Here is a 26955-nt window from a genome sequence, read left to right as displayed (position 1 = left end):
ATGGCGGCACTTCTCGATGTCCAAGGGCTGAATTCCTGGTATGGCGAGAGCCATATCCTGCACGGCGTCGACATGAGCGTCGGCGAGGGGGAGACGGTTACGATCCTTGGCCGCAACGGTGTCGGCAAGACCACGACGCTGCGCTCGATTGTCGGCATGGTGCGCAAACGCAAGGGTCGCATCATTTTTGGTGGCGCCGACATGATGCGGGTCGCCGTGCATCGCACCGCCCGTCACGGCATTGGTTTCGTGCCGGAGGAGCGCGGCATCTTCGCCACGCTTTCGGTCGCAGAGAACCTGATGCTGCCGCCCGTGGTCGCCAAGGGCGGCATGACGGTCGACGAGATATTCGAGCTCTTCCCCAATCTGCATGACCGGCGCAACAGTCCGGGCACGCGGCTTTCGGGTGGCGAACAGCAGATGCTGGCGATTGCCCGCATCTTGCGCACCGGCGTGCGGCTGCTCATTCTGGACGAACCGACGGAGGGCCTTGCGCCCGTCATCATCCAGCGCATCGGTGAGGTTTTGAAGATGCTGAAGGAGCGCGGCATGGCCGTGTTGCTGGTCGAGCAGAATTTCCGCTTTGCCAGCCGCATTGCCGACCGGTTCTACCTGATGGACCATGGGCGGACGGTGGCGGAGTTTCCGGTCGCCGATCTGCCGGCGCGCATGGACACATTGCACAAGGTGCTGGGCGTATGACGATGATTTTCGGCATTCCCATCCAAGCGTTCCTCGGCCAGTTGCTGATCGGGCTGATCAACGGCTCGTTCTATGCGCTGCTCAGCCTGGGGCTGGCGATCATCTTCGGCCTGCTGCGGGTGATCAATTTCGCTCATGGCGTCCAGTATATGCTCGGCGCCTTCGTTGCCTATCTGCTGCTCGCTTATCTCGGCATCGGCTACTGGCTGTCGCTGATCCTGGCGCCGCTGATCGTCGGCGTGCTCGGCGCGGCCGTCGAACGCCTTTTCCTGCGCCGGCTCTATGATCTCGATCCGCTCTACGGTCTGCTCTTCACCTTCGGCCTGGCACTGGCGGTCGAAGGCACGTTCCGTTACATTTATGGCTCTTCCGGCCAGCCTTATGCGGCGCCCGCTGCGCTCATGGGCGGCACCAATCTCGGCTTCATGTTCTTGCCCAATTACCGCGCCTGGGTGGTGGCGATGTCGCTCGTCGTCTGCATCGGCACCTGGCTCCTGATCGAGAAGACCAAGCTCGGTTCCTACTTGCGGGCCGCGACGGAGAATTCGCTGCTGGTGCAGGTTTTTGGCGTCAATGTGCCGGTGCTGCTGACGGCGACCTATGGGCTGGGTGCGGCCATCGCGGCCTTTGCCGGCGTGCTGGCGGCACCGATCTATCAGGTGTCGCCGCTGATGGGATCGAATATCATCATCGTCGTCTTCGCCGTGGTCGTGGTCGGTGGCATGGGCTCGATGCTGGGCGCGATCGTTACCGGCTATGTGCTCGGTATTGCCGAGGGCTTGACCAAAGTCTTCTATCCGGAGGCATCCAATATCGTGATCTTCGTCATCATGGTCGTGGTGCTTCTTGTCCGGCCCGCGGGCCTTTTCGGGCGGGATGTGTAGGATGACGGAAAACTCCATTGCGGCCGCAGGCATGGACAAACGCAGGACCAGCTACGTGCAGCCTGCGCTGATCATCATCCTGCTCCTCCTGCTGCTGATCGCGCCCTATTATTTCTATCCCGTCTTCCTGATGAAGCTGCTCTGCTTCGCGCTGTTTGCCGCCGCCTTCAACCTACTGCTCGGCTATACAGGTCTCCTGTCGTTCGGGCATGCGACATTCTTCGGCGGCGCGGCCTATATCACGGCCTACACAGTAAAATCCTGGGGATTGCCGCCGGAACTGGCGATCCTGCTCGGTACCGCCGGCGCTGCCTTTCTCGGCCTGGTGATGGGCTTCCTCGCCATCCGCCGCCAGGGCATCTATTTCGCCATGATCACGTTGGCGCTGTCGCAGATGTTCTATTTCTTCTGCGTGCAGTCGCCGCTGACCGAGGGCGAAGACGGCATCCAGTCGGTGCCGCGGGGGCACCTGTTCGGCTTCATCGACCTCGATCAGCCGCTCACCATGTATTTCTTCGTGCTGGCGGTCTTCCTGATCGGGATCGGCGTGATCTGGCGTTTCATCAATTCGCCCTTCGGCATGATCCTGAAATCGATCCGTGACAACGAAGCGCGCGCCATTTCACTCGGCTATTCGGTGGCGCGCTACAAGCTAGGCGCCTTTGTCATGTCGGCGGCGGTGGCGGGGCTTGCCGGCGCCGTCAAGGCACTGGTTTTCCAGTTCGCGACGCTGACGGATGTCGCCTGGCAGATGTCTGGCGAAGTGATCCTGATGACTCTGCTCGGCGGCATCGGCACGATGGTCGGTCCGATTGTCGGCGCCGGTCTCGTTGGGTCGCTGGAAAACTATCTGGCGACATCGGAATTTCCGGTGACGATCATCACCGGCGTGGTGTTCATGGTTTGCGTGCTCCTGTTCCGGCGCGGTATCATCGGCGAGTTCTACGCTTCCAGGGTCGGCCGCTGGCTCGGCTTCCAATACCGGCGGTAATGCAATGGAAACATACGACTATATCGTCATCGGCGCGGGCAGCGCCGGCTGTGTCCTCGCCAACCGCCTATCGAAGGATCTTGGCAATCGCGTGCTGCTACTGGAGGCGGGCGGCAGCGACAATTACCATTGGATTCATATCCCGGTCGGCTATCTCTATTGCATCAACAATCCCCGTACCGACTGGTGTTTTACCAGCGAGACCGAAGCGGGACTGAACGGTCGCGCCATCGGCTATCCGCGCGGCAAGGTTCTGGGCGGCTGCTCCTCCATCAACGGCATGATCTATATGCGCGGCCAGTCGCGCGACTACGACCACTGGCGGCAGCTCGGCTGCCAAGGCTGGGGCTGGGACGACGTGCTGCCCTATTTCCGCGCCTCGGAGGATTTTTATCGCGGCGCCGATGCGATGCACGGCTCCGGCGGAGAGTGGCGCGTCGAAAAAGCCCGTGTCCGCTGGGCTGTTCTCGACGCCTTCCAGCAGGCCGCCTACGAGGCCGGCATACCGAAAACCGACGACTTCAACCGCGGCGACAATGATGGTTCCAGCTATTTCGACGTCAACCAGCGGTCCGGAATCCGCTGGAACACGGCCAAAGCCTTTCTCCGGCCGGTGATGAAGCGCGGCAATCTGACGGTGCTGACCAAGGCGCAGGCAAGGCGGCTTTTAGTCGAACACGGCGCGGTCACTGGGGTCGAAGTTCTCCATGACGGCATGATGAAGCAGTTCGCCGCGAGGAAGGAAACCGTGCTGTCGGCCGGTGCGATCGGCTCTCCGCACATTCTCGAACTCTCGGGGATTGGCCGCGGTGAGGTGCTGCAGCAGGCAGGCATTGATGTGGCAGCCGAAGTCAGAGCCGTCGGCGAGAATCTGCAGGATCATCTGCAGCTGCGTCTGGCCTATAAGGTGACGGGCATTCCGACACTCAACGAGAAAGCCAGCCGGCTGACGGGCAAGGCGATGATCGCGCTCGAATATGCGTTGCGCCGCTCGGGGCCGATGGCGATGGCGCCGAGCCAGCTCGGCATCTTCACCCGCTCCGGACCGGAGAAGGAGACGCCCGATCTGGAATATCATGTTCAGCCGGTGTCGCTGGAGCGTTTTGGCGAGCCGGTGCACAGCTTTCCGGCCATCACGGCAAGCGTTTGTAATCTCCGCCCCGAAAGCCGCGGCTCGGTACATGTGAAGAGCGCCGACTTCACCATCCAGCCGGCGATCCGGCCGCATTATCTTTCGGCCGAAGCGGATCGCCAGGTTGCCATCCGTTCGATCCGGCTGACGCGCAGGATCGCCGCCCAGCCGGCCTTCGCACGCTACAACCCGATGGAGTTCAAGCCCGGGCCGGCCTTCGAGACGGACGAAGAGCTGGCACGCGCTGCGGGTGACGTGGGCACCACGATCTTTCATCCGGTCGGCACCTGCCGCATGGGCGCCGATGGTGAGAGCGTCGTCGATCCGCGCCTGAGATTGCGGGCGCTTGCCCGGCTCAGAATCGCCGACGCCTCAGTGATGCCGACCATCACATCCGGCAATACCAACTCGCCGACCATCATGATTGCGGAAAAGGCGGCGGCGATGATCCTGGCCGACAATCGGTGACATCGCGACCGGTTCAATTCTCCGGCAAGGTGTAGACCGCGCAGGGTTCGGCTATGCCGCGCAGCTTGTGCTCACCCAATGGGATCAAAGGCATCGCCGTCTCCGCCGCGACCGCGCCGGAGACGAGCACGTTGTGGCCGAGCGGCCTGCACAGGCCTTCGAGCCGGCTGACCAGGTTGACTGCGGGGCCGATGGCGGTGAAATCCAGCCGGTTGGCCGCGCCGATATTGCCCCACAGGATCTCGCCGCAATGTAGCGAGGCGCCGAATGGCAGCGGTGGCAGCCCTTCGGCGCGCCGTACCGTGTCTAGATGAGCCATGCCGGCCCGGGCGGCGGCAACGGCGCGCAAGGCGGCATCACAGGCTTGGCCAAGCGTGCCGGTGACCGGGAAGATCGCCAAGACGCCATCGCCGATGAATTTCAGCACTTCGCCGCCGAAGGCATGTACCGCGCCGGCGACGCGGTCGAACCAGGCGTCGAGATTGGCGATCATCGCGTCCGGTTGGGTCACCTCGGACAGCGCGGTGAAATCACGCAGATCGGCACATAGCAGTGCGGCGCGGATGGTCTCGCCGCTGCCGCGGCTCAGCGCTCCGGCCTGCACACGGGCGGCGCTGCGCCGGCCGAGATAGGCTTCGAGCAGTGCGGTCAGAGCGGCACGTGCGGTCAAAGCCGCCAAAGGGGTGGCAGCGAAACGGGTCGCCTGACGCAGCCGATCGATCTCGGCGGCGCCGACCGGGCCGGCCCAGGCCCATTCCAGCATGGCGCCATCCGAAGTCCGCGGCGTCGTGTCAGTCTGCACCGCACCGATCCCTGCCAGCCAGTCGCGCCCGGCCTGGCTGAGCGGATTGCCGGCAAAGCCCAGCGCCTCGATCACCGCGCCGGTGTTCGCCCGCCAAAGCCAGGTGCGGCGGGCGATGATCGGATGCGGTACGGCGAGGCTGAGTGCCCCGCCGGCCAATGGCAAGCCATCGGCCAGCAGCAAGCCGCCGAGTTGAGCCAAAAATTGTTCGGGGCTGGATGAGGCGCCGGCCTCGTCCACCAGCCAGGCAAGAGGCGCGGGCAGATCCATGCCGCGACCATGCCATGCCAATCAGCGGCTGTCACCGCGTCACGCTCGAAAAACCATTAGACATGCTCTAATGCCTGCCGGGGACGACATCAGGCCCCGGATCGCGGCCTGCAGCAGTCTCGGTCAGGCGGCCGAGATAGTGCGCCCAGCCTTTTGCATGGTTGGCGCATTGTTCGGCATTGGGCAGCCCGCTGTGCGTCAGGCGGAGCAGCGTACCGTCAGGCAATTCGGTCAGGTCGATTTCGACCAAGCCCGAACCCGGCGGCACCTCCTCGTCGCCGTCCCAGCCGAAGCTGTAGGCGAGGCGGTGCACCGGCACTACTTCCCGGAAAGAACCGCGAGCGAATTTTTTGCCGGTGACGTTGAGCAGATACAATCCTCCAGGCCGAGGGTCGAGATCGGCCTCCGTTCCCATCCAGCTCAGGATTTTTTCAGGGTCGGTGAGCAGCGCGAACACTGCAGCGGGCGGTGCGGAAATATGCGCTTCGCGGCGGACGACAAGGTCTTCTGGCATCGGTCTCTCCCGTCGTTGCCACGGCTTGCCCGGAGCAAGCCTGGAACGGATCATGTCTCGCCGGCGGCGAAGTGTCCGGGTGCCGATCTGCAGCCGTGTTGCACATCGCGGCGCCTGAGATAGGCACTGTTTTCATTACCACGGCGTCGCCTGAAGGGAAACCTGGTTGCCCGGGCGACGAACGAGCAAAAACCGTCACACTGCTCCCTATTTTGCCGCACCGCCGCGGATGAAATTGATGACGCCGGAGAAATCCTCGCTGCCATGGCCGTCATTGTTGAACAGGCTGTAGAGTTGTGCTGCCTGCGCGCCGAGCGGCGTCGTCGTGCCCGTCGCCATGGCGGCCTGTTGCGAGAGGCGAAGGTCTTTCAGCATCAGCGACGCGGCGAAGCCGGGTTTGTAGCCGTTATTGGCGGGTGAGGTCGGCACCGGGCCTGGCACGGGGCAATAGGTGTTGAGCGACCAGCATTGCCCTGATGAGGTGGAGGCGACGTCGAACAGCGCCTGATGCGACAGGCCGAGTTTTTCGGCGAGCACGAAAGCCTCGCAGACGCCGAGCATGCTGATGCCGAGGATCATGTTGTTGCAGATCTTGGCCGCCTGGCCCGTGCCGGCCTCGCCGCAGTGGATAATGCGCCGGCCCATCTGGGCGAGAACCGGCTCGGCGCGATCAAAGGCATCTTTGGCGCCGCCGCACATGAAGGTCAGCGTTCCGGCTGCCGCACCGCTGGTGCCGCCGGAGACCGGCGCATCGAGCGAAGCACAGCCGGTATCTGCGGCGATCGCATGCGCCTTGCGGGCGCTCGCGACATCCACGGTCGAGCAGTCGATCATCAGCATGCCGGACCGGACGAGGCCGGCAAGCTCGCTCCAGACCGCGACGACATGCGTGCCCGCCGGCAGCATGGTGATGATGATGTCGGCATCACTGACAGCGTCGGGGAGCGAGCCGGTGTCGGCGACACCCGCGTCGGCCGCAGCCTTGCGCGAGGCCTCAGAGAGATCGAAGCCGCGCACTGTGTGCCCTGCCTTGACCAGGTTGGCGGCCATTGGCCCACCCATGTTTCCGAGACCGATGAAAGCTATGGTCGCCATTTGATGTCCTCCCTTGTCATTGCTCGAAAAGTGGGCGCGGATGCGGTGCGAAATAGGAATCGATCACATTCTGGTCGACCTCGGCCAGCGCGCCAGGCGCCCATTTCGGATTGCGGTCCTTGTCAATCACCGCGGCCCGGATGCCCTCGTAGAAATCCGGGCTTTTCAGCACGGCATGTGTGGCGGCGAATTCCATTGCCAGGCAGTCGTCGAGGTTTTGGCTCGTGCGTGCTTGCCGGAGCAGCCGCAACGTGACTTTCATCGAGGTCGGCGAGCGGGTGGTAAGGAGAGCACCGGTGGAGGCGGCAAATTCGCCCGATGTCCAAGCGAGAGCATCAATGATGTCTTCAACAGTGAGGCGGGCAAAGGCGTCTTCGACGACCGCGCGCATGTCCTCCGTGACATCCGGTATAGGCGGGGTTGAAAATTCGGCAATGACGTCGTTGATCTGGTCGGACGAACTGCCTGCCGGCAAGGCGGAAAGTGCTGTCGCCAAAGCCTCCAGCCGCGCATGCGGCACATGCCAGTCGGCCAATCCGGCGGCGAGTGCTGCGGCGGCGCTGGCCGTCGTGCCGGTCAGGCCGAGATAGGTGCCCCATTCGCGGTTGGGCCGCGACAGCAGCCAGGTCGCGCCGACATCGGGAAAGAAGCCGATACCGGTCTCCGGCATGGCGAGTTTCGTCCGATCGGTAACGATCCGGTGGCTGCCGTGTGCGGCAATACCAACACCGCCCCCCATGACGATGCCGTCCATGATCGCGACATAGGGTTTCGGAAAACGGGCGATGCGGCTGTTGAGACGATATTCCTCGCGCCAGAAAGTCTCCGCGAGCGGCGTGCCGGCTTTGCCGCTCTCATAGATCATCCGAATATCGCCGCCAGCGCAGAGCCCCCGGTCGCCCTCGCCGGTGACGAGCACGAGCGCCACGCCGGGATCTGTCTCGAAAGAATCGAGCGCCGTCTCGACCCCGCGCACCATGCCGAGTGTCAGGCTGTTGAGCGCTTTCGGCCGATTGAGGCTGATATGTCCCACCGAACCCGACTTGCCAACAAGGATTTCGGCTCGTTCGTCGCCTTGCAGGAGCATTCCGGTTCCTTTCATGCCACATATGAGGCGATGATGACGCATGTGTGCCGCGATGGCCATAGGCTATGACAAGCTGCAAATTTGATCGATAGGCGCATCTCCTGTCCGCGAAGAGCTTTTCCGAGAAGGGCAGGCGTCAACAGTGGCGAAGTGATCCTGCTGGGGCGGGCGCATAAATGGATAGGAAACAACCTCGGCGCCCTTAGCGGCAATGGCTGGCAGCATTGTTGAACAGTGAACATGAGATCGCCGTTCGTCGTATCGACGCCTGGCATCGCGACAGTGCTTTCAGCTGTACAGCCGGCCGGTTAAGCCCCGCCCCCTTGGGATCCGAAGAACAGGTCGAGACGATTGGCTCGACCCTGTAGGTTGGCGAGGGGTCTTCGCGTCAAATGCCGTCACCCTGCTCGCCACCGGGATAGTACCTTGGGGTTATGTTCGGCCCGGGCGTCTTCCGTCATGTTTTCGTCACAATAATAAATGGAGCGAAGAGGCGAACACCATGACGAATCCTGTGAAACTCGACCGCACGCTCGGACTTTGGTCCGTCGTGCTCTTTGGCCTGGCCTACATGACGCCGATGATCGTCTTCGGCACGTTCGGGGCGCTCGCCTCGACAAGTCAGGGCACGACGGCCATGTCCTATCTGGTTGCTGCTGGGGCAATCCTGCTCACCGCCATCAGTTATGGTGTCATGGCGCGGGTCTATCCCGTCGCCGGATCTGCCTATACCTATGCCCGCAAGTCGATCAGCCCCAGCATCGGCTTTCTCGTCGGCTGGGCGGTGCTGCTCGATTATTTCTTCCTGCCGATGGTGATCTGGCTGATCGGTGCGGCCTACCTGACCTCGGCCTTTCCGACGATCCCGGCCTGGGTGTGGATCATCGGCTTCATCCTGCTGACGACCGTCGTCAATGTCGTCGGCATTGCCTTTGCCAATCGCGTCAATCTGATCCTGATGGTCGTGCAATTGGCGATCCTGGTTGCCTTCGTCTTCCTGGCGGCTCGTTATGTCATTGCGGCCAATGGTCCTGGCGGCCTGGTTTCCGCAAAACCGTTCTTCACCACCGGCGTGCCGTTCTCGGCGTCGATCGCTGGCGCAGCACTCGCCGCCTATTCCTTCCTTGGTTTCGATGCGGTCTCGACGCTGACCGAGGAAACCAAGGATGCCAAGCGCACCATGCCGCTGGCGATCCTCATCACTGCGCTGGCCGGCGGCCTGATCTTCGTCGTCTCCGCCTATTTCACCCAGCTTGCCCATCCCGGCGGCACATTCGCATCGGTCGATGCCGCTGCAACCGAGATCGCCAAGGCGATCGGTGGCGATGTCTTCGTCACCATCTTCCTGGCGACGCTGGTCGTGGCGCAGTTCACCTCCGGTCTCGCCGCCCAGGCCAGCGTCGGCCGCCTGCTCTATGCCATGGGCCGCGACAACGTGCTGCCGTCGAGCTTCTTTGGCAAACTCGATGCCAAATGGCATACACCGCTGCTTAACCTGGTGCTGGTGGGTATTGTCGGCCTGTTGGCTTTGACCATGAACGTCACGACCTCCACGTCATTCATCAATTTCGGTGCCTTCCTGGCCTTCACCGCGGTCAATATCTCGGTGATTGCACTCTATCTCAGGGGTGACGGCCAGGTGAAGCCGCTCGGCGCCATCGTCGGCCTCGTTATCCCGGCGCTGGCGGCGGTCTGCGACCTGTTCCTGCTGTGGAATCTCGATAGCAATGCCAAGATCCTGGGTCTGGTCTGGCTGGTCATCGGCATCGCCTATCTCGCCTACCTGACCCGCTTCTTCCAGGCTGCACCTCCCGAAATGGATTTCGCCGAGTGAGAGCGAGCGAGGCCCGGTTTCGGCCGGGCCTCACGCCATGAACACGCGGAACAGCTCCGCCTGGCTGGAAATGTTGAGCTTGGCGTAGATCTGACGGCGGTGGACCTTGACCGTATTCATCGAAAGTCCGAGCACGGCGGCGAGCGAGAGATTGGAATGCCCCTTGAGGATCAGCGTCACAATTTCCAGTTCGCGTTTGGTCAACAGGGGATGTTCGATCCGGGCCGCCGGCGCGGCGTTCTTGATTTCCAGCGACAGGCTGGGCACATGGCGCCAATGGCGTTCGCCGAATGCACAGACGATCGGACAGGCCGCTCTCAGTTGATCGAGATCGCCATCGGAGAACAGCGGCGCATGGCCGGTGCGCGACAGCGACAGGACCGCGATGAACTCGCGTTCGAGCCGCAGGACGAAGCCGATCTCATCGATGATCTCGGTCGTCGCGTAATGCAGCCGGTAATATTCGGTCTGCTGGAAATCGTCAGGTGCGATATCGCGCATGACAATCATTCGCTCCGTTCCGTCCGTCTTGACGGCATCGTAAAACGGGTCGAGCAGGAAGGCGCCGGCGACATAGCGGTCGACGATGATCGACCGATCGGCGACGATCTTCTCATTGTAGAGATCGAAGGCGTGGCCACTGGGGGAATAAATGAAGCCGTTCATCATCTGGAACGGCGAGATCAGGCGGAGCGCCGAAGCCAGGGCATCCGGAAAGCCGCGCGCGCCGATGGCATTTGCCGCATGCGCAAGCGCTGCGTTCCAAGCGTCGAAGGTAGGCGTCCGGCGCGGCGGTTTTGGGGCGGAATGCATTGGTTGTCTCTGGGCAGGTCTGGTGCGCGGCGGCTCTTGCAGCAAGCGCGCTTTCGGTGGGAAATGCAACAATCGAATGACGGGATGAGCTTATGAACAAGCCGATGACCACGACCGAAGCCGGACATCCGCTCGACCTGCCGGCAACCGAGATCGCCCGCGGCATCCGGGCGGGGGCGTTCACCGCCGAAATGGTGATCGGTGAATCGCTCAGCCGGGCGCGGGCGATCAATGCCACGTTGAACGCGTTCGCTCTTATCCGCGAAGAAAAGGCGATTGCTACGGCGCGTGAAACCGATGCGAAGATCGCACGCGGCGAAACGGTCGGACCGCTGGCTGGAGTGCCCTTCGCCGCCAAGGACCTGACACCGACTGCGGGCGACGTGACGACATTGGGCTCGTGGACCAAAGGCGATTGGGTGCCGACGGAAACCGCGCTGTGCATCCGCCGTTTGCAAGCGGCCGGCGCCATCCTGATCGGCAAGACGACGACACCGGAATTCGCCTATTCGAGCTTCACCAACAGCCCCCGCTGGGGCATCACGCGCAATCCGATCGATCCGCAACGGACTTCCGGCGGCTCTTCCGGCGGCTCGGCGGTGGCGGTGGCCACCGGCGTCGTGCCGTTCGCCGAGGGCACGGATATGGGCGGCTCGGTGCGCATTCCGGCCGCCTTCTGCGGCACGGTCGGGCTGAAGCCCAGCCTCGGGCGTATCCCGATGACCATATTGCCGAGTGTGTTCGACAATATCTCGCATTTCGGGCCGCTGGCGCGCAGCGTGGATGATGCGACGGTCTTCATGACGGTTGCCTGCGGTCCGAGCGATGAGGACATCTCCTCGCTTCCGATAGGCTTCGATTCCGCCAAGGTGGCGCGAAGCGTCGAGGGACGGCGGTTCGCGCTGTCGATGGATCTCGGTTACTATCACATCCAGCCCGAGGTCGAGGCGTCGATCCGAAATGCCGTGGGCGAATTGCGCAAGGCGGGAGCGATCGTCGACGAGGTGCCGATGCACTGGTCGCGCGCCGTCAATGACGAGTGGTTCGATCTCTGGTGCGTGTTCATGTCGGCCTATTTCGGCGACACGATCACAACTCATCGCGACCGCATGGATCCGAACGTCGTCTCGATGATCGAGCGCGGCCTGAGCTTCAACGCCACGACATATAAAAGGGTGGAACTGCTACGCACCGCCATGTGGCGCGACATGGCCGGGATTTTCGAGAATTACGACGCGCTGCTTTGCCCGACCTGCGCCATCACCGCGCCATTGGTGACCGAAACCGACGATGATTATGTCGTCGACCTGCCGGATGGGCGGTTCAAGGGGTTGGATCTGACCTGTCCGTTCAACATGCTGCCGCAGTTGCCGGCGCTGTCGCTTCCGGTCGGCCGCGCGACCAACGGCTTGCCGGTCGGCCTGCAGCTTGTCGGCAGACGTTTCGCCGACGAAGAGGTTCTGGGCTTTGGTGCTGCACTTGAGGCGCGTTTCGCTCGACCAGACGCGATGTAAAACATATTTCAGCTTTTCGGCTCACTCCCTTTCAACAAGGTCTGAGCAATACCTGCAGCGACGGTAACATGCGCGCGACAAGCCTCCGCAGCGGCTTCTGGATCATTGCGGTCGATAGCGGCGAAGATCTCGCGGATCTGTGCCGGACCTGAAGTCGTCCGGTTTGTCGTCGACAGCGTCATGACGCGCAGGCGCGAAATGCGGCCATTGAGCCGGCTAACGATATCCCAGGCGATGTTGTGGCCGCTGGCTTCGAATATGACAGAATAGAATTCCGTCGTGGCGTCGAGAATGCCGGGTGGTGAATTCTGTTGCGAGCAGCGATCGAGCTCGTCGAGCGCCTGCCGCAGCTTTGTCTTGATCCGCTCGTCGGCCACCCGGGCACAGTCGGCCACCGCCGTTGATTCGAGCGCGGCGCGGATGTCGTAGATCTGCCGCGCATCGTCCCAGCTGAGGCGGGCGACGATCGGCCCCTGCTTGGCTAGCATCTCCACCAGTCCCTCCGCCTCGAGATGGCGGATCACTTCGCGGATGACGGATCGGGAAACGCCGAGCTGGTCGCAGAGCGTGCGCTCCACAAGCCGCGCTCCCGGCTCGAACAGACCGGCAATGATGGCGCGTCGCATGCGGTCGAGCGCTATTTCCCGAAGGGTTACGGGCGGGGTTTCGATGCGGAGGGCCGCTAGATTCTCGACAGTCTTGGTCATGGCTTTGTGTAGCCGCAAATTTTTTTTTGCACAAGTCTTGACACTCGGTCTTATGGTATACCAACATATGATGAGACAAATGGACAGGAGGATGCCGTGGCGGCAACCATTCGCAAGACTTTGCTGCACGTGGAAACCACGCTGATCGAAGGTGGCCGTGAGGCGCCGACGCCGCTCAAGCTGATCGCGGCGATGGCGGTGGTGAAGAATCCCTGGGCGGGGCGTGGCTTCGTCGAAGACCTCAAGCCGGAGATCCATGCTGTCGCCCCCGTGCTGGGTGAGTTGCTGACCAGGATGATCATCGACACGGCCGGCTCTGGCGCCGTGGTGGAAGGTTACGGCAAGTCGGCTGTGGTCGGTCTCGATGGCGAGGTCGAGCATGCCTCGGCCCTGATCCACACGCTGCGCTTCGGCAATCACTACCGCACGGCCGTCGGGGCAAAGTCCTATCTCGCCTTCTGCAACACGCGCGGCCCGGCCAATGCGCCGATCATGATCCCGCTGATGGACAAGAATGACGAAGGCCGCCGTTCACATTACCTGACGATCCAATGCGCCATCCCGGATGCGCCGGCGGCCGACGAGATCGTCATAGCATTGGGTGCTTCGATCGGCGGCCGTCCGCATCATCGTATCGGCGACCGTTACCAGGACCTTAGGGAGTTGGGCCACGATGTTGCAAACCCTGCAGCGGTCTAAGACAGTTTCGGGCGCTGCCTATGTCGAGCGCGGAGAGGGCGACGAGACGCTCGTCCTTATCCACGGCGTGGGCATGCGCATCGAAGCCTGGGGACCGCAGATCGATGCGCTCGCATCCCTATCGCGGGTGATCGCGGTCGATCTGCCGGGCCACGGTCTTTCTGTGTCGCTTGGCAGGCCGCCGCAGCTCTCCAATTTCGTCGAGTGGTTCGACCGGTTTCTCAACGAGATGGATATTGGCCGGGTCAATGTCGCCGGCCATTCCATGGGTGCATTGATTGCGACCGGCATCGTGGCAACGGCGCCGGAGAAGGTACGCCGCGTGGCCCTGTTGAACGGCGTGCACAAGCGCAGCATCGGCGCGCGCGAGGCGGTCGAGGCACGGGCCGATGAGATCGTCAGCGGCTCCTTCGATCGTGAAGCGCCGCTGGAACGCTGGTTTTCCCACGAGGAGACGACGAGTGGCGCTTATCGGCTGGTGCATGATTTGCTTCAGGCCGTCGACGCTGCCGGCTATGCGACCGCCTATCGGGCATTTGCGACAGGGGATTCGGTCTATTCGGATTGTTGGGCTCGCGTCGCCTGTCCGGCGCTGTTTCTCACCGGTGACGGCGACCTGAATTCAACGCCGAAAATGGCGCAAGACATGGCCGCCGCAGCGGCGCATGGAAGGGCAGTGGTGATCAATGGCCATCGTCACATGGTCAATCTCACCGCGCCGGAACACGTGAACGCGGCTTTGGCCGACTGGTTGACATGGGAGGTGGGGAATGACGTTTGAACCCAGAGCCTTGCGTGATGCATTCGGCGCGTTCCTGACGGGCGTGACCGTGGTGACCACGACGACCGAGGACGGCGCGCCGATCGGTTTCACGGCCAACAGTTTTACCAGCGTTTCGCTCGATCCGCCGCTGCTGCTCGTCTGCCTCGCCAAGACCTCGCGAAATTACCAGACGCTGACCACGGCAAAAGGCTTTGCCGTCAACATCCTCTCCGAAGGGCAGAAGGACGTCTCCAACACCTTTGCGCGGCCGGTCGAAGATCGCTTCGCGGCGGTCAACTGGAAGACAGGCCCGTTCGGCTCGCCGGTCTTCGCCGATGTCGCCGCCTGGTTCGACTGTTCGATGCACCAGCTCGTCGATGCCGGCGATCACGTGATCCTGCTCGGTAAGATCGAAGGCGTCGAGAATACCGGCAAAACCGGCCTCGGCTATGCGCGCGGCGGCTATTTCACGCCGGCACTGGCCGAGAAGACGCTGCTCGCCAATACAGATGGAAGCCTCCTGCTCGGCATTGTCGCGGAGCGGGATGGCGAAATCCTGCTGGTCGACGACGGCAAGGGCGGCTGGACATTGCCTTTCGTCGAAAAGGGCGAAACCGATGGCATCGAGGCGCTGGAAAACTATGCCGCCGATGAAATCGGGCTCACCAGCCAGACCGGGCTTCTCTACTCGGTCTATGAGGACACCAAGACCGGCCGCCAGCATGTCGTCTATCGCGCCACGCTCGGTGCGGGCGAACCGAAATCGGGAAGACTGTTTCCGGTGCAGGATCTTCCGGTCGCCGCCATCGCCGACAATGCGGTGCGCGAGCTCGTGAAGCGCTATTCTGCGGAAAGCATGCTGGGCAATTTCGGCGTTTATTTCGGCGATCAGGATAAGGGCCGGGTGCATGCCGTGGCCACGAAAGGGTAAGTCATGAAATTCTCGCTGTTCGTCCATATGGAACGGCTGAATGCCAGCCAGAACCACAAGGAGCTCTACGAAGAGTTCATTGCGCTGTGCGACATCGCCGACAAGGGTGGCATGCACGCGATCTGGACCGGCGAGCACCATGCGATGGATTTCACCATTGCACCGAACCCGTTCGTCAACATCGCCGATCTGGCGCGCCGCACCAAGAATGTCCGCCTCGGCACCGGCACGGTGATCGCGCCGTTCTGGCACCCGATCAAGCTTGCCGGCGAAGCGGCGATGACTGACATCATCAGCGATGGCCGGCTCGATATCGGCATCGCCCGCGGCGCCTATAGTTTTGAATATGAGCGGCTGTTGCCGGGCCTGGATGCCTGGGGCGCTGGCCAGCGCATGCGCGAGCTTATCCCGGCGGTCAAAGGTGTCTGGGCCGGTGACTATGCCCATGACGGCGAGTTCTGGAAATTTCCCTCCACCACCTCGGCGCCGAAGCCGTTGCAACAGCCGCATCCGCCGATCTGGGTGGCGGCTCGCGATCCCAACAGCCATGAATTTGCCGTCGCCAATGGCTGCAATGTCCAGTGCACGCCGCTCGCCAATGGCGAGGCCGAAATCGCCAGTCTGATGGAGCGGTTCACGGCGGCCTGCGCCAAGGCGACAGAAGTGCCCCGGCCGAAGATCATGCTGCTGCTCCACACCTATGTCGGCAGCGACCAGGCCGATATCGCCCAGGCGGCGAAGGAATTGAGCGTCTATTACAACTATTTCTTTGCCTGGTTCAAAAACCAGCGGCCGATCAGCCAGGGGCTGATCGAGCAGTTGACCGAGGAGGAGTTGAACGCCAATCCCAACCTCGCGCCCGAGACGATGATGGCCAACATGCCGATCGGCAACGCCTCCGAAGTCATCAGGCGGCTCAAGGTCTACGAGGACCTCGGCTATGACGAATATTCCCTCTGGATCGACAGCGGCATGAGTTTCGAGCGCAAGAAGGCGTCGCTCGAACGTTTCATCGCCGATGTCATGCCGGCATTCCAGTGAGGCGGTCATGCAGAGCTTTCAGCAATTCATAGACGGCACATTCGAAGACGGTTCAGCCCGTTTCGACTCGGTCGATCCGGCGACCGGCACCATCTGGGCATCGATGCCCGAGGCGCGGGAAGACGATGTGGACCGCGCCGTCAAGGCCGCGGAGCGGGCGCTCTGGAGCGGACCCTGGCCGGCAATGACGGCAAGCGCTCGCGGCAAGCTGCTCTACCGGCTCGCCGACCTTGTCCAGGCGAACGCTCCGCGGCTGGCTGAACTCGAAACCCGCGACACCGGCAAGATCATCCGTGAAACCTCGGCGCAGATCGCCTATGTGGCGGAATATTATCGCTATTATGCCGGCCTTGCCGACAAGATCGAGGGCGCGACGCTCGCCATCGACAAGGCCGACATGGATGTCTGGACGCGTCGCGAACCGGTGGGCGTGGTCGCCGCGATCGTGCCGTGGAACAGCCAGCTGTTTCTCGCCGCGGTCAAGATCGGGCCGGCGCTGGCCGCTGGATGCACGCTGGTGGTCAAGGCCTCCGAGGATGGCCCGGCGCCGCTGCTCGAATTCGCACGCCTTATCGACGAGGCCGGTTTCCCCAAGGGCGTCGTCAATGTCATCACCGGCTTCGGCCCGTCCTGCGGCAGCGCTCTGACCCGCCATCCCGGCGTTGCCCATATAGCCTTTACCGGCGGTCCCTCGACAGCGGCGCAGGTGGTGCGCAATTCGGCGGACAATCTCGCCAGCACGTCGCTGGAACTCGGCGGAAAGTCGCCGTTCATCGTCTTTGCCGATGCCGATCTCGAAAGTGCGGCCAATGCCCAGGTCGCCGGCATTTTCGCCGCGACCGGGCAGAGCTGCGTTGCCGGCTCACGCCTCATCGTCGAGGCATCGATCAAGGATCGCTTCGCGGCGATGCTGAAGGCCAAGGCCGAAGCGATCCGTATCGGCTCACCGCTCGACATGGCGACGGAGGTCGGCCCGCTGTGTACGCGCCGCCAGCGCGACGGCATCGAAAAAGTGGTCGCCGCGTCGATCAATGCCGGGGCCAAGCTGGTGACCGGCGGCCGGGTCGGCGAGGGCAACGGCTTCTACTATCTGCCGACTATCCTTGACTGCGACGGCGTCAACGCGCCGTCGGTCGAGACCGAGCTGTTTGGTCCGGTCCTGTCGGTCATCTCATTCGCCAACGAGGAAGAGGCGGTGGAACTGGCCAATTCCACCCGCTACGGTCTTGCCTCCGGAGTCTTTACCCAGAACCTCACCCGCGCGCACCGCATGGCCAAAAAGATCCGCGCCGGCATCGTCTGGATCAACACCTACCGCGCCGTTTCGCCCGTTGCGCCCTTCGGTGGCTACGGCCAGTCGGGTCACGGCCGCGAGGGCGGCCTGGCGGCGGCGCTGGATTTCACCCGCACCAAGACGGTCTGGCTCAGGACGTCGGACGATCCATTCCCCGATCCCTTCGTGATGCGGTGACGCCATGTTCTACGAGATCCGCACCTACAGGCTGAAGAACGGCGCCATTCCAGACTATCTCAAAGTCGTCGGCGAGATCGGCATCGCCATCCAGAAGAAGCATCTCGGCAATCTCATCGGCTACTTCTCCTCGGAGATCGGGCCGATCAACGAGATCGTCCACATCTGGGGTTTCGAGAGCCTCGATGATCGCCAGGCGCGGCGCGCCCGCCTCGCCGCCGATCCGGAATGGCAGGCCTTCCTGCCAAGCATCCGCGACCTCATCGTCACTGCGGAAAACAAGATCATGACGCCGGCGGCCTTTTCGCCGCTCGGCGGGACCAAGCCTGCCTAACGACAACCAGACGACCAAGCAAAAGGAAAAGGGAACATGAAAAACAAGATTGCAATTGCACTTCTCACCGCCACGCTCGGCTTTGCCGGCATGGCGCGTGCGGAAGACATGGTGTTCACCAGCTGGGGCGGCACCACGCAGGATGCGCAGAAGACCAACTGGGCCGAGAGCTTCACCGAAGCGACGAAGATCAACGTCACCCAGGACGGCCCGACCGACTACGGCAAGATCAAGGCCATGGTCGAATCCGGTAACGTGACCTGGGACGTTGTCGACGTCGAAGGCGACTATGCCGTGCAGGCGGGCAAGAAGGGCCTGTTGGAAAAGCTCGATTTCTCGGTCATCGACAAGTCCAAGCTCGACCCGCGCTTCGTCACCGACTATTCGGTCGGCAGCTTCTATTATTCCTTCGTCATCGGTTGCAACAAGGACGCCATCAAGGACTGCCCGAAAACCTGGGCCGACCTGTTCGACACCAAGAAATTCCCCGGCAAGCGCGCCTTCTACAAGTGGTCTGCGCCCGGTGTGATCGAGGCAGCATTGCTGGCCGACGGCGTGCCGGCGGACAAGCTCTATCCGCTCGATCTCGAGCGCGCCTTCAAGAAGCTCGACACGATCAAGTCCGACATCGTCTGGTGGGATAGCGGTGCCCAGTCACAGCAATTGCTGGCTTCCGCCGAAGCACCGTTCGGCTCGTTCTGGAACGGCCGCCTGACCGCGCTGGCCGCGACCGGTGTCAATGTCGAGACCTCCTGGACGAACAATATCACGGCAGCCGACGCGCTCGTCGTGCCGAAGGGCGCCAAGGACAAGGCTGCAGCGATGAAATTCATCGCCAATGCCACCAGCGCCATGGCGCAGGCGCAGTTCGCCACCACGACCGGCTATGCGCCGACCAATCTCGACTCCAACACGCTGATGGATGGCAAGATTCGCCAGACATTGCCGGACATGCAGGCCGATACCCAGGTCAATGCCGACATGGATTACTGGGCGGATCATCGCGACGAGATCGGCACCCGCTGGTATGCTTGGCAGGCCAAGTAATTTGAACCGGAGCGGGCCGGTTGCCGGCCCGCTCGCACCCTCTTTCTGGATCATGATCCTATGGCCACTTCAGCAGTGATTACGGGCACAAGCGTCGAGCGCAGGCGAAATGGCAGTTTCAGCTATGTGCTGCCGGCGCTGGTGCTGATCGCGCTGTTCTTCGTCGTGCCGGTATTGATGCTGCTGCTGCGCAGCGTGCTGGAGCCGCAGCCTGGCTTGCAGAATTATGCCGAGCTTCTCGGCTCGACCACCTATCTCAGGGTCTTCCTCAATACATTCACCGTGGCCGGCCTGGTCACCCTCATCTCGGTCCTGATCGGCTATCCGGTCGCCTGGCTGCTTGCCATCATGCCGGAACGCTGGTCGCGGCTGGTGCTGGCAATCATCATCCTGTCGATGTGGACCAATCTGCTGGCGCGCACCTATGCCTGGATGGTGCTCTTGCAGCGCACCGGCGTGATCAACAAGACGCTGATCGGCCTCGGCCTGATCGACCAGCCGCTGGCGCTGGTCAACAATCTGGTCGGCGTCACCATCGGCATGACCTATATCATGCTGCCCTTCGTCATCCTGCCGCTGATGGGCGTCATCCGCTCGATCGATCCGGCGACTCTTCGGGCAGCCGCGCTCTGCGGTGCCAACAAGGCGCAGTGCTTTTTCCGCGTCCTGCTGCCGCTGTCGCTGCCCGGCATCGCCGCTGGGGCGCTCATGGTCTTCGTCATGTCGCTCGGCTATTTCGTCACTCCGGCCCTGCTCGGCGGTACGGCCAATATGATGCTGGCGGAACTGATCGCCCAGTTCGTGCAGTCGCTGGTCAACTGGGGCATGGGCGGTGCCGCAGCACTGGTGCTGCTGGTGGTGACGCTGGCGCTCTATGCGGTGCAGCTGCGCTTCGTCAATCCCAACAGGGCGAGGTAGGCGATGCTGCTCGATTTCGACAAGCTTGGCGGACTTCGCATATTCCTGGTCGGGCTGGTGGTCGTCGTCTGCCTGTTCCTGATCCTGCCGATCGTGTTCATCGCGGCCCTGTCCTTCGGCTCGTCGCAATGGCTGATCTTTCCGCCGCCGTCCTGGACGTTTCGTTGGTACCAGGAACTGTTTGCCGATCCGCGCTGGTTCCTGTCGGCGCTGACCAGCCTGAAAATCGCGGCCATCGTCACCGTTCTCTCGGTGGTGATCGGCTTTCTCGCCGCGCTCGGCCTCAATCGCGGCACGTTCGTTGGTCGGGATGTGCTGCGTGCGCTATTCCTCACCCCGATGATCCTGCCGGTCGTCGTGCTTGCGGTGGCGCTTTACGCGCTCTTCCTCAGGCTGAACCTCGCCGGGACGACAATCGCCTTCGTCATCGCCCATCTCCTGATCGCCCTGCCGTTCTCGATCATTTCCATCGGCAATGCGCTCGAGGGTTTTGACAAATCGATCGAGGATGCGGCCGTGCTCTGCGGCGCCAGCCCCTGGGAGGCGCGGTTGAGAGTCACCGTGCCGGCGATCAGCCACGGCATTTTCGGCGCCGCGATCTTCTCCTTCCTCGCCTCCTGGGACGAGGTGGTGCTGGCGATCTTCATGGCCAGCCCGACATTGCAGACGCTGCCGGTCAAGATCTGGTCGACGCTTCGCCAGGACCTGACGCCGGTGATCGCCGCCGCTTCCACACTTCTTATCGCCTTCACCATCGTTTTGATGATCGTGGCGGCGCTCTTCCGCAAGGGACGAAAAGCATGAGCGAAGCCTTTCTCAGCATTCGCGGCCTCCGCAAGGTCTATGGCCCGGTCACGGCGATCAAGAATGTCACCATGGATGTTGCCGAAGGCGAGTTCATGACCTTTCTCGGTCCTTCGGGTTCGGGCAAGTCGACGACGCTCTATATCCTTGCCGGCTTCCAGGACCCCAGTGAGGGCGATATCCTGCTGAAGGGCAAGACCTTGCTGGCGACGCCCTCCCATAAGCGCAATATCGGCATGGTGTTCCAGCGCTATACGCTGTTTCCGCATCTGTTGGTCGGCGAGAACGTAGCCTTTCCGCTGCGCATCCGCCGCCGACCGCAGGCCGAGATCGCCGAGCGCGTCAAGGCGGCGCTGAAACTCGTGCGGCTGGAAGGTTTCGAGGACCGCAAGCCGGCGCTGATGTCCGGCGGCCAGCAGCAGCGCGTCGCACTGGCGCGAGCGCTGGTCTACAATCCGCCGGTGCTGTTGATGGACGAGCCGCTTTCGGCGCTCGACAAGAAGCTGCGCGAAGAGATCCAGTATGAAATCCGTCGCATCCATCAGGAAACCGGCGTGACGATCCTCTACGTCACCCATGACCAGGAAGAGGCGTTGAGACTTTCCGATCGTATCGCCGTATTCAGCCAGGGCGAGATCGACCAGATCGGTACCGGAAAAGAGCTCTACGCCAACCCGGCGACCCGCTTCGTCGCCGGCTTCATCGGCGACAGCAATTTCATCGACGCCAGGATCGATGCGACAGACGGCAAGCAGGCGCGGGTCGTGCTTCCCGACGGGACCGTCGTCGCGGGCGTGCCGATGCATGGGGCCAAGGCGGAAAGCGGCAAGGCGTCGCTGCTGCTGCGTCCGGAGCGTATAGAGCTGGAAGCGGGCCTGGTTCCCGGCGCTTTTGGCGGCGTCGTGCGCGACCTGACATTCCTCGGCAACAACATCCATGTTCTGGTCGAGCCCAAGGGTGTACAGCCGGTCTCGGTGCGTCTGCCGTTCGGCCATGGGGCGCTGGCCGGCCTCGCGGTCGGGCAGGATGTGTCATTGAGATTCAGCCCGGAAAGTGCACACGTTTTCATGTGAGCTGCGATGACCTATCGCAGCAAATCATGCGGGGAGGTGCCGCCTGTGTCGCGCGCACTGCTGCCAGGCGTTTCCTGCCCGTCGATAAAACCCATGTCGCGCTGCAGATGCAGCGGGAACTCGCCGAGGTTGACATAACGGGTCCTTGACCGGGTGATCGAGACCTTGGACAGGCCGGTCAGAAGGACGGCGGCAAGCCTTGTCAGTGCCGACTGCTTCGGCGATGCGGCGAGCAAATTCATCGGAATGAGCCTTTTCGAATGCTGTTGATCGAGGATAGTATCCGCGCAGTGTCGCGTTCTTTCCAATCGAAGATCGGACAGCATTCATAAGGGGGCTTTATCGATCTATGGTCTGGCAGCTACCGCCGCTCCCTGCGATCCGCGTGTTCGAAGCCGCTGCGCGCCTGGGCAATTTCACGCGGGCGGCGGAAGAACTGGGAATGACCCAGGCTGCCGTCAGCTACCAGATCAAGGTGCTGGAGGAGCGCGTCGGCGCCCCGCTGTTCATCCGGAAAGCACGGCAAGTCACATTGACGGAAACCGGTGACGCGCTTGCCAGTCGGGCGACGCAGGCTTTCTCGCTGCTGTCGGAAGCCTACCGGTCCGCCCGGGATGGGGCAGCTGGGCAATTGTCGATCACCACCATGCAGACCTTTGCCTCGAACTGGTTGTCCGAGCGGCTGGGCCTGTTCCAGCAAGCCCATCCCGACATTGCCGTCCGCCTCGACACGTCCAACCGCATGATCGATCTCACCAAGGAGGAAATCGATATCGGTATTCGCGTCGGCGCGGGTGAGTGGGCCGGGCTGACGTCGCACTTTTTGTTCAAGTCAAACTATACGCCCATGCTTAGCCCCCGGCTTGCGGACAGCGTCGGCGGTATAAGGGAGCCCGCCGATCTCTACAAAATCCCGATCCTCGGCCACACCGATCCGTGGTGGACTGTGTGGTTCAAAGCGGTTGGAAGCGAATATCGGCCAGAGCGTGTCCGGCCCGGCCCGATGCTGGGGGCGCAATTCTATGAAGCGGTGGCCGCGATTGCCGGACAGGGCGTCGCCATACTGACGCGCAATCTTTATCAGGCGCATATTGCCGATGGCCGCCTGGTCCAGCCGTTCCCGATCGAGGGGTCGGATGGCCACAGCTACTGGCTTGTCTATGCGACCGATCGGAGGAACATGCTGAAAATCAAGCTGTTCAGGGAATGGCTGCTGGACCAGACGAAGACGCTGAGGAAGAGCGATTGATGGTCTGGCTGTAGACTTGAGCGTGGTGATGAAGGGTCGGGCAATTGCGTTTGACCGCATACCCCCCTCTGTCCTGCCGGACATCTCCCCCTCAAGGGGGGAGATTGGCCAGAGGCACGAGCCTTGGCTCAAATATTTGTCGAGGGCCGGGTTTGAAACGCTTGTGTTGGGCAGGGCGGTGAGCCATCCAATCTCCCCCCTTGAGGGGGAGATGCCCGGCAGGGCAGAGGGGGTGAGCCACAAGCGATAGCTCCCAATAATGGCTTGTTCACGATAGGGGGCTTAAGGCGCTACGGGTGCCAGGCAGCGCGGCAGGTCCGGCCTGCCGCGCATTCCGCCATCACATTCGCGCTACGCTGCTTGCGCTGCCGCCGTCATCTCTTCCACCAATTTCCGCGCGGCGACGAAGTCCACCTTGCCGGTGCCCAGGACAGGAACCTTGCCGACCCGCACTTCGGCCGGCACCATCATCTCCGAGGCGCCCCTGGACTTGGCGAAGGCGAGGAAGTCGGCGCGGGTGGCGTTCGGCGCTTCCGTCAACAACACCAGTCGTTCGCCCTTCTTGGCGTCGGGCACCGCGCTGACGGCGGTCAACTGCCCAGGCCAGAACTCGGCGGCCAGGGTTTCGACCGCGGCCAGCGAGATCATCTCGCCGCCGATCTTGGCGAAGCGCTTGGCGCGGCCGCGGATCTTGACGAAGCCGTCTTCGTCGACAGTGACGATATCGCCGGTGTCGTGCCAGCCATCGGTCGGCGGATCGATGACGCCAGGATTTTCGGCGCGGAGATAGCCGGCCATGACATTGGCGCCGCGGACATAAAGGCGGCCGCCCTCGTCGATGCCGGGCACCGGTTCGAGCTTCCATTCCATGCCGGGCAACAATTTACCGACTGTGCCGGACTTGTTGTACATCGGCGTGTTGATCGAGATCACCGGCGCGGTTTCGGTGACGCCGTAGCCTTCGAGGATGCGGAGTCCGAATTTCTCCATATAGGTCTCGCGGGTCGAGGCCTTTACCGGCTCGGCGCCGGAGAAGATGTAGCGGATCGAGCGGAAATCGTAAGGGTGCGCGGTCCGGGCATAGCCGTTCAGGAAGGTGTCGGTGCCGAAGATGATTGTCGCGTTGGAAATGTAGATCAGCTCCGGGACGACGCGATAGTGCAGGGGTGACGGGTAGAAATAGACCGGCACGCCCGAGATCAGCGGCAATATCGTGCCGGCCGTCAGGCCGAAGGAATGGAACACCGGCAGGATGTTGAACACCTTGTCGCCGCTGTGGAAATCGATGCGGGCAGCGGCCTGGGCGGCATTGGACAGGATGTTGCGGTGGGTTAGCACCACGCCTTTCGGCGTGCCCTCGGAGCCCGAGGTGAAGAGGATCACGGCCGGATCGTCGGGCGCACGCTTCACCAGTGGTCGGGCTTTGTGAAGGAGGCCGCGGATCTTGTCGAACAGGCTCACCTGGGCGCGGAGGTCGTCGAGCCAGACGATTTTCACCTGCTTCTGCAGTTCCTCGACCACCGGGCCAAGCTTGGCCTGGGTGACGAAGGCGCGGGAGGTCAGCACATGCTCGACCTTTGCCGCCTTGCAGGCGGAGAGAATATTGGCGGCACCGGCGGTGAAGTTCAGCATGGCCGGCACTTTGCCCGCTGTCATCAGCCCCAGGATCGTGGCGGCAGCGCCATTGGCATTCGGCAGCATGACACCGATATTGTCCTCGGCAAACATCGTGCGGAACTTGGCGCCGAGCACGGCGGCACCGGTGAGCAGCTTGCCGTAAGTGAGTTTGCCGGTGACCGGATCCTCGACGGCGAGCTTCTTCATGCCGTATTCCTGCGCAGCATCGACGACACGCTCCAGCAGCGTGGAGGACGTATCCGAAGTCCGGAACATCAGGTCCGACATCACCTTGTAGAGGGCGGCACCGGCGGCGGTGCGACGCTTGCGGCCCTTGAGTTCGGCGGGGACTTCCAGCTTGACCGGTTCGAGAACGGTGACCTTGACCTTGGGGAACCAGCGGCGGCGGATCTTGCCGTCGTTCATATAGGAGGCATAGCTCTTTTCCAGGCCGTCGATGCGAACGGGTACGACCATGGCGCCGGTCTTGTCGGCCACCATGGCCGCGCCGTCATAGACCTTCATCAGCGTGCCGGTGACAGTCAACCGTCCCTCCGGGAAAATGCCGATCGGATGGCCGTCCTGGACCACCTTGATCAGCGACCGGGTCGCCATCGGCTTGGTCGGGTCGAGCGGCAGGAATTTGGCGAATTTCAGGAACGGCTTCACCCACCAGGCCTGGGCGATCTTGTAGTCGACCGCGAAGACCGGCTCTTCTTCGGTGATAGCAAGCGCCAGGGCACCGTCGAGCAGGCTGACATGGTTGAGCGCGATGATCGGGGCCGGGCCGGCCTTCTTGATGTTCTCCAGCCCATCGACTTCCAGCCGCATGAAGGCGCGGAACAGGATGGAGATGAAATCGCGGAACGGGTCGGTCGGCAGGGTCTTGAGCATTACCCAGGCGACGACAAGATTGATCACGCCGAGACCGATGAGGATTTCAGGGATAGTCAAACCAAGCTTCTGCAAGCCGGCGACAATGCCGAGGCCAACGGTGATGAACAGCGCCGAGAGCACATTGGCGGCGCCGATGACGCGGGCGCGGTGGTCTTCATGCGCCCAGGTCTGCAGTGCTGCGAAGGTCGGCACCGCGACAAAGGCGCCGGCGAGCGCGAGGCCGGCAAGGTCGATGGCGACGCGGATGGTGTTCGGACCGGCGAAGAAGGCGCTGATATCAGTCGCATGCGTTGCGGAATGCAGGCCCCAGAGGTTCCAGGCAAGATCGAGGCTGAAGACGGCAAGCAGGGCGGTGCCGACCGGGGCTGGCAGCAGGACGACGCGACCAGCAGACATCCAGGCCGCAATCGCCGAACCGACAGCAACGGCAATGGCGAAAACGGTGAGATAGACAGGCACGATGATTTCCGAACCGCCGAGCAGGTCCTTGACCATGGGCGGCAGGATGGAGAGCACGAAGGCGCCGACAAGCCAGAACCAGCAGTTCATCAGAGCCGAGCGCCATAGCCGCTTGTCGTGGCGGATTTCCGTGACGAGGTTATAGCTCGAACGGATGATGTTCCTGTCGATGGCGAGGTCGGGCGCTTTGCGACCGGTGGCGGGGATCATCCGGCTCGACAGCCAGCAGATCACCGAAAGGCCCATCATCATCGCGCCGAACACCAGCACGTTGCCGCCCTTTTCAAAGGCAAAGGCGGCGGTGATGGTGCCTGAAAGGATGGCAATGAAGGTGCCGCCCTCGATCCAGGCATTGGCCTTGGGCAATTCCTTGCGCTCGAGGTGGTCGGGCAGGATGCCGTATTTGATCGGGCCGAACAGCGATGAAACGACACCGAAGCCGAACAGAGAGAGCATCAGGACCCAGATCGAGGAGAAAGCGAGGCCAATGACGGCGAGCGCGGCAACGGCGATTTCGCACCGCTTCAGGAGTTCGGCAATTTTTGCCTTGTCATATTTGTCGGCAAGTTCGCCGGCGATGGCCGAAAACAGCAGGAAGGGCACGATCAGGATCACGCCGGCAAGGGTCACCAGTGCTTCGCCATCGGAGGCGCTCATCTGCACGAGAATCAGGAACACCAATGTGTTCTTGAGGAAATTGTCGTTGAACGCGGTGAGGAATTGCGTCCAGAACAGCGGCGCGAACTTCTTCGACGTCATGAGATTGCGTTGCATCGGGCTTCCCTTTCGGTGTCGGGAGAGAAAGCCACAGAGTTGGTTACGCAAATCTTTCTGCGTTC

The 26955-nt window shown here is 62.4% G+C and carries 25 protein-coding genes; 17 read left to right on the top strand and 8 right to left on the bottom strand.

The window, feature by feature from the left end; all coding sequences use genetic code 11:
• Genes AC1D06_RS07910 through AC1D06_RS07895 form a run of 4 tightly spaced genes read left to right on the top strand, consistent with a single transcriptional unit; the run spans position 1 to position 4177 of the window.
• Positions 1-702 carry an ABC transporter ATP-binding protein gene (locus AC1D06_RS07910; RefSeq protein WP_477985827.1) on the top strand — a complete coding sequence of 234 codons (702 nt, stop codon included), beginning with the start codon at positions 1-3 and terminating at the stop codon, positions 700-702.
• On the top strand, positions 699-1586 hold the full coding sequence (locus tag AC1D06_RS07905) for a branched-chain amino acid ABC transporter permease (RefSeq protein WP_477882048.1): 888 nt from the start codon (positions 699-701) through the stop codon (positions 1584-1586). The genes AC1D06_RS07910 and AC1D06_RS07905 overlap by 4 nt, the downstream gene beginning before the upstream one ends.
• A gap of 31 nt (positions 1587-1617) precedes the next feature.
• Entirely contained in the window at positions 1618-2577 is a 960-nt protein-coding gene (locus AC1D06_RS07900) for a branched-chain amino acid ABC transporter permease (protein ID WP_477985854.1), read from the top strand.
• Between the two features lie 4 nt (positions 2578-2581).
• Positions 2582-4177, top strand: coding sequence for a GMC family oxidoreductase (locus tag AC1D06_RS07895; RefSeq protein WP_477985826.1), 1596 nt, complete (start codon positions 2582-2584; stop codon positions 4175-4177).
• A 13-nt stretch (positions 4178-4190) separates the two neighbouring features.
• Here AC1D06_RS07895 and AC1D06_RS07890 read toward each other — a convergent pair whose 3' ends face one another.
• The 4 genes from AC1D06_RS07890 to AC1D06_RS07875 form a co-directional block, all read right to left on the bottom strand.
• Positions 4191-5249, bottom strand: coding sequence for an adenylate/guanylate cyclase domain-containing protein (locus AC1D06_RS07890; protein ID WP_477882045.1), 1059 nt, complete (start codon positions 5247-5249; stop codon positions 4191-4193).
• 67 nt (positions 5250-5316) lie between these two features.
• Complete coding sequence (locus tag AC1D06_RS07885) at positions 5317-5763, bottom strand: SRPBCC family protein (protein WP_477985825.1); 447 nt, start codon at positions 5761-5763, stop codon at positions 5317-5319.
• Between the two features lie 207 nt (positions 5764-5970).
• On the bottom strand, positions 5971-6858 hold the full coding sequence (mmsB, locus tag AC1D06_RS07880) for a 3-hydroxyisobutyrate dehydrogenase (RefSeq protein ID WP_477985824.1): 888 nt from the start codon (positions 6856-6858) through the stop codon (positions 5971-5973).
• 16 nt (positions 6859-6874) lie between these two features.
• Positions 6875-7945, bottom strand: coding sequence for an enoyl-CoA hydratase/isomerase family protein (locus tag AC1D06_RS07875; protein WP_477985823.1), 1071 nt, complete (start codon positions 7943-7945; stop codon positions 6875-6877).
• Between the two features lie 502 nt (positions 7946-8447).
• Between AC1D06_RS07875 and AC1D06_RS07870 the strand changes: the two genes are divergently transcribed.
• Complete coding sequence (locus AC1D06_RS07870) at positions 8448-9779, top strand: APC family permease (RefSeq protein ID WP_477985822.1); 1332 nt, start codon at positions 8448-8450, stop codon at positions 9777-9779.
• Between the two features lie 30 nt (positions 9780-9809).
• On the opposite strand, the gene AC1D06_RS07865 is transcribed toward AC1D06_RS07870, so the two are convergent.
• Positions 9810-10592, bottom strand: coding sequence for a helix-turn-helix transcriptional regulator (locus AC1D06_RS07865; RefSeq protein ID WP_477985821.1), 783 nt, complete (start codon positions 10590-10592; stop codon positions 9810-9812).
• A 92-nt stretch (positions 10593-10684) separates the two neighbouring features.
• Here AC1D06_RS07865 and AC1D06_RS07860 point away from each other — a divergent pair, with 92 nt between their 5' ends.
• Positions 10685-12106, top strand: coding sequence for an amidase (locus tag AC1D06_RS07860; protein ID WP_477985820.1), 1422 nt, complete (start codon positions 10685-10687; stop codon positions 12104-12106).
• An 8-nt stretch (positions 12107-12114) separates the two neighbouring features.
• Here the strand turns inward: AC1D06_RS07860 and AC1D06_RS07855 are convergent, their stop codons facing one another.
• Complete coding sequence (locus AC1D06_RS07855) at positions 12115-12813, bottom strand: GntR family transcriptional regulator (RefSeq protein ID WP_477985819.1); 699 nt, start codon at positions 12811-12813, stop codon at positions 12115-12117.
• A gap of 96 nt (positions 12814-12909) precedes the next feature.
• On the opposite strand from AC1D06_RS07855, the gene AC1D06_RS07850 reads away from it, so the two are divergent.
• Genes AC1D06_RS07850 through AC1D06_RS07805 form a run of 10 tightly spaced genes read left to right on the top strand, consistent with a single transcriptional unit; the run spans position 12910 to position 21894 of the window.
• Complete coding sequence (locus AC1D06_RS07850) at positions 12910-13512, top strand: amino acid synthesis family protein (RefSeq protein WP_477985818.1); 603 nt, start codon at positions 12910-12912, stop codon at positions 13510-13512.
• On the top strand, positions 13487-14293 hold the full coding sequence (locus tag AC1D06_RS07845) for an alpha/beta fold hydrolase (RefSeq protein ID WP_477985817.1): 807 nt from the start codon (positions 13487-13489) through the stop codon (positions 14291-14293). The genes AC1D06_RS07850 and AC1D06_RS07845 overlap by 26 nt, the downstream gene beginning before the upstream one ends.
• A complete protein-coding gene (locus AC1D06_RS07840) occupies positions 14283-15206 on the top strand; it encodes a flavin reductase (RefSeq protein WP_477985816.1) in 924 nt (307 codons plus the stop codon). The genes AC1D06_RS07845 and AC1D06_RS07840 overlap by 11 nt, the downstream gene beginning before the upstream one ends.
• 3 nt (positions 15207-15209) lie before the next feature.
• Positions 15210-16247 carry an LLM class flavin-dependent oxidoreductase gene (locus tag AC1D06_RS07835; RefSeq protein ID WP_477985815.1) on the top strand — a complete coding sequence of 346 codons (1038 nt, stop codon included), beginning with the start codon at positions 15210-15212 and terminating at the stop codon, positions 16245-16247.
• A gap of 7 nt (positions 16248-16254) precedes the next feature.
• Complete coding sequence (locus AC1D06_RS07830) at positions 16255-17718, top strand: aldehyde dehydrogenase (protein WP_477985814.1); 1464 nt, start codon at positions 16255-16257, stop codon at positions 17716-17718.
• A gap of 4 nt (positions 17719-17722) precedes the next feature.
• The gene (locus AC1D06_RS07825) at positions 17723-18052 is read left to right on the top strand and encodes an NIPSNAP family protein (RefSeq protein ID WP_477985813.1); all 330 of its coding nucleotides are present in this window, start codon (positions 17723-17725) and stop codon (positions 18050-18052) included.
• Between the two features lie 36 nt (positions 18053-18088).
• Positions 18089-19099: an ABC transporter substrate-binding protein gene (locus AC1D06_RS07820; protein ID WP_477985812.1), complete on the top strand. Its 1011-nt coding sequence runs from the start codon at positions 18089-18091 to the stop codon at positions 19097-19099.
• A gap of 60 nt (positions 19100-19159) precedes the next feature.
• On the top strand, positions 19160-20017 hold the full coding sequence (locus tag AC1D06_RS07815) for an ABC transporter permease (protein WP_477985811.1): 858 nt from the start codon (positions 19160-19162) through the stop codon (positions 20015-20017).
• Between the two features lie 3 nt (positions 20018-20020).
• Positions 20021-20821: an ABC transporter permease gene (locus tag AC1D06_RS07810; RefSeq protein WP_477985810.1), complete on the top strand. Its 801-nt coding sequence runs from the start codon at positions 20021-20023 to the stop codon at positions 20819-20821.
• Complete coding sequence (locus AC1D06_RS07805; RefSeq protein WP_477985809.1) at positions 20818-21894, top strand: ABC transporter ATP-binding protein; 1077 nt, start codon at positions 20818-20820, stop codon at positions 21892-21894. Before AC1D06_RS07810 ends, AC1D06_RS07805 begins: the two co-directional genes overlap by 4 nt.
• Positions 21895-21905: 11 nt before the next feature.
• On the opposite strand, the gene AC1D06_RS07800 is transcribed toward AC1D06_RS07805, so the two are convergent.
• Positions 21906-22136, bottom strand: coding sequence for a hypothetical protein (locus AC1D06_RS07800; protein ID WP_477985808.1), 231 nt, complete (start codon positions 22134-22136; stop codon positions 21906-21908).
• A gap of 107 nt (positions 22137-22243) precedes the next feature.
• Here AC1D06_RS07800 and AC1D06_RS07795 point away from each other — a divergent pair, with 107 nt between their 5' ends.
• Complete coding sequence (locus AC1D06_RS07795) at positions 22244-23143, top strand: LysR substrate-binding domain-containing protein (RefSeq protein WP_477985807.1); 900 nt, start codon at positions 22244-22246, stop codon at positions 23141-23143.
• A 351-nt stretch (positions 23144-23494) separates the two neighbouring features.
• On the opposite strand, the gene AC1D06_RS07790 is transcribed toward AC1D06_RS07795, so the two are convergent.
• A complete protein-coding gene (locus AC1D06_RS07790; RefSeq protein ID WP_477985806.1) occupies positions 23495-26890 on the bottom strand; it encodes an acyl-[ACP]--phospholipid O-acyltransferase in 3396 nt (1131 codons plus the stop codon).
• Positions 26891-26955: the final 65 nt, after the last annotated feature.

Source organism: Rhizobium sp. P2_G2 (assembly GCF_056403555.1).
The sequence above is the reverse complement of the archived record's forward strand: the minus strand, read 5'-3'. Positions and strand labels throughout refer to the sequence as shown.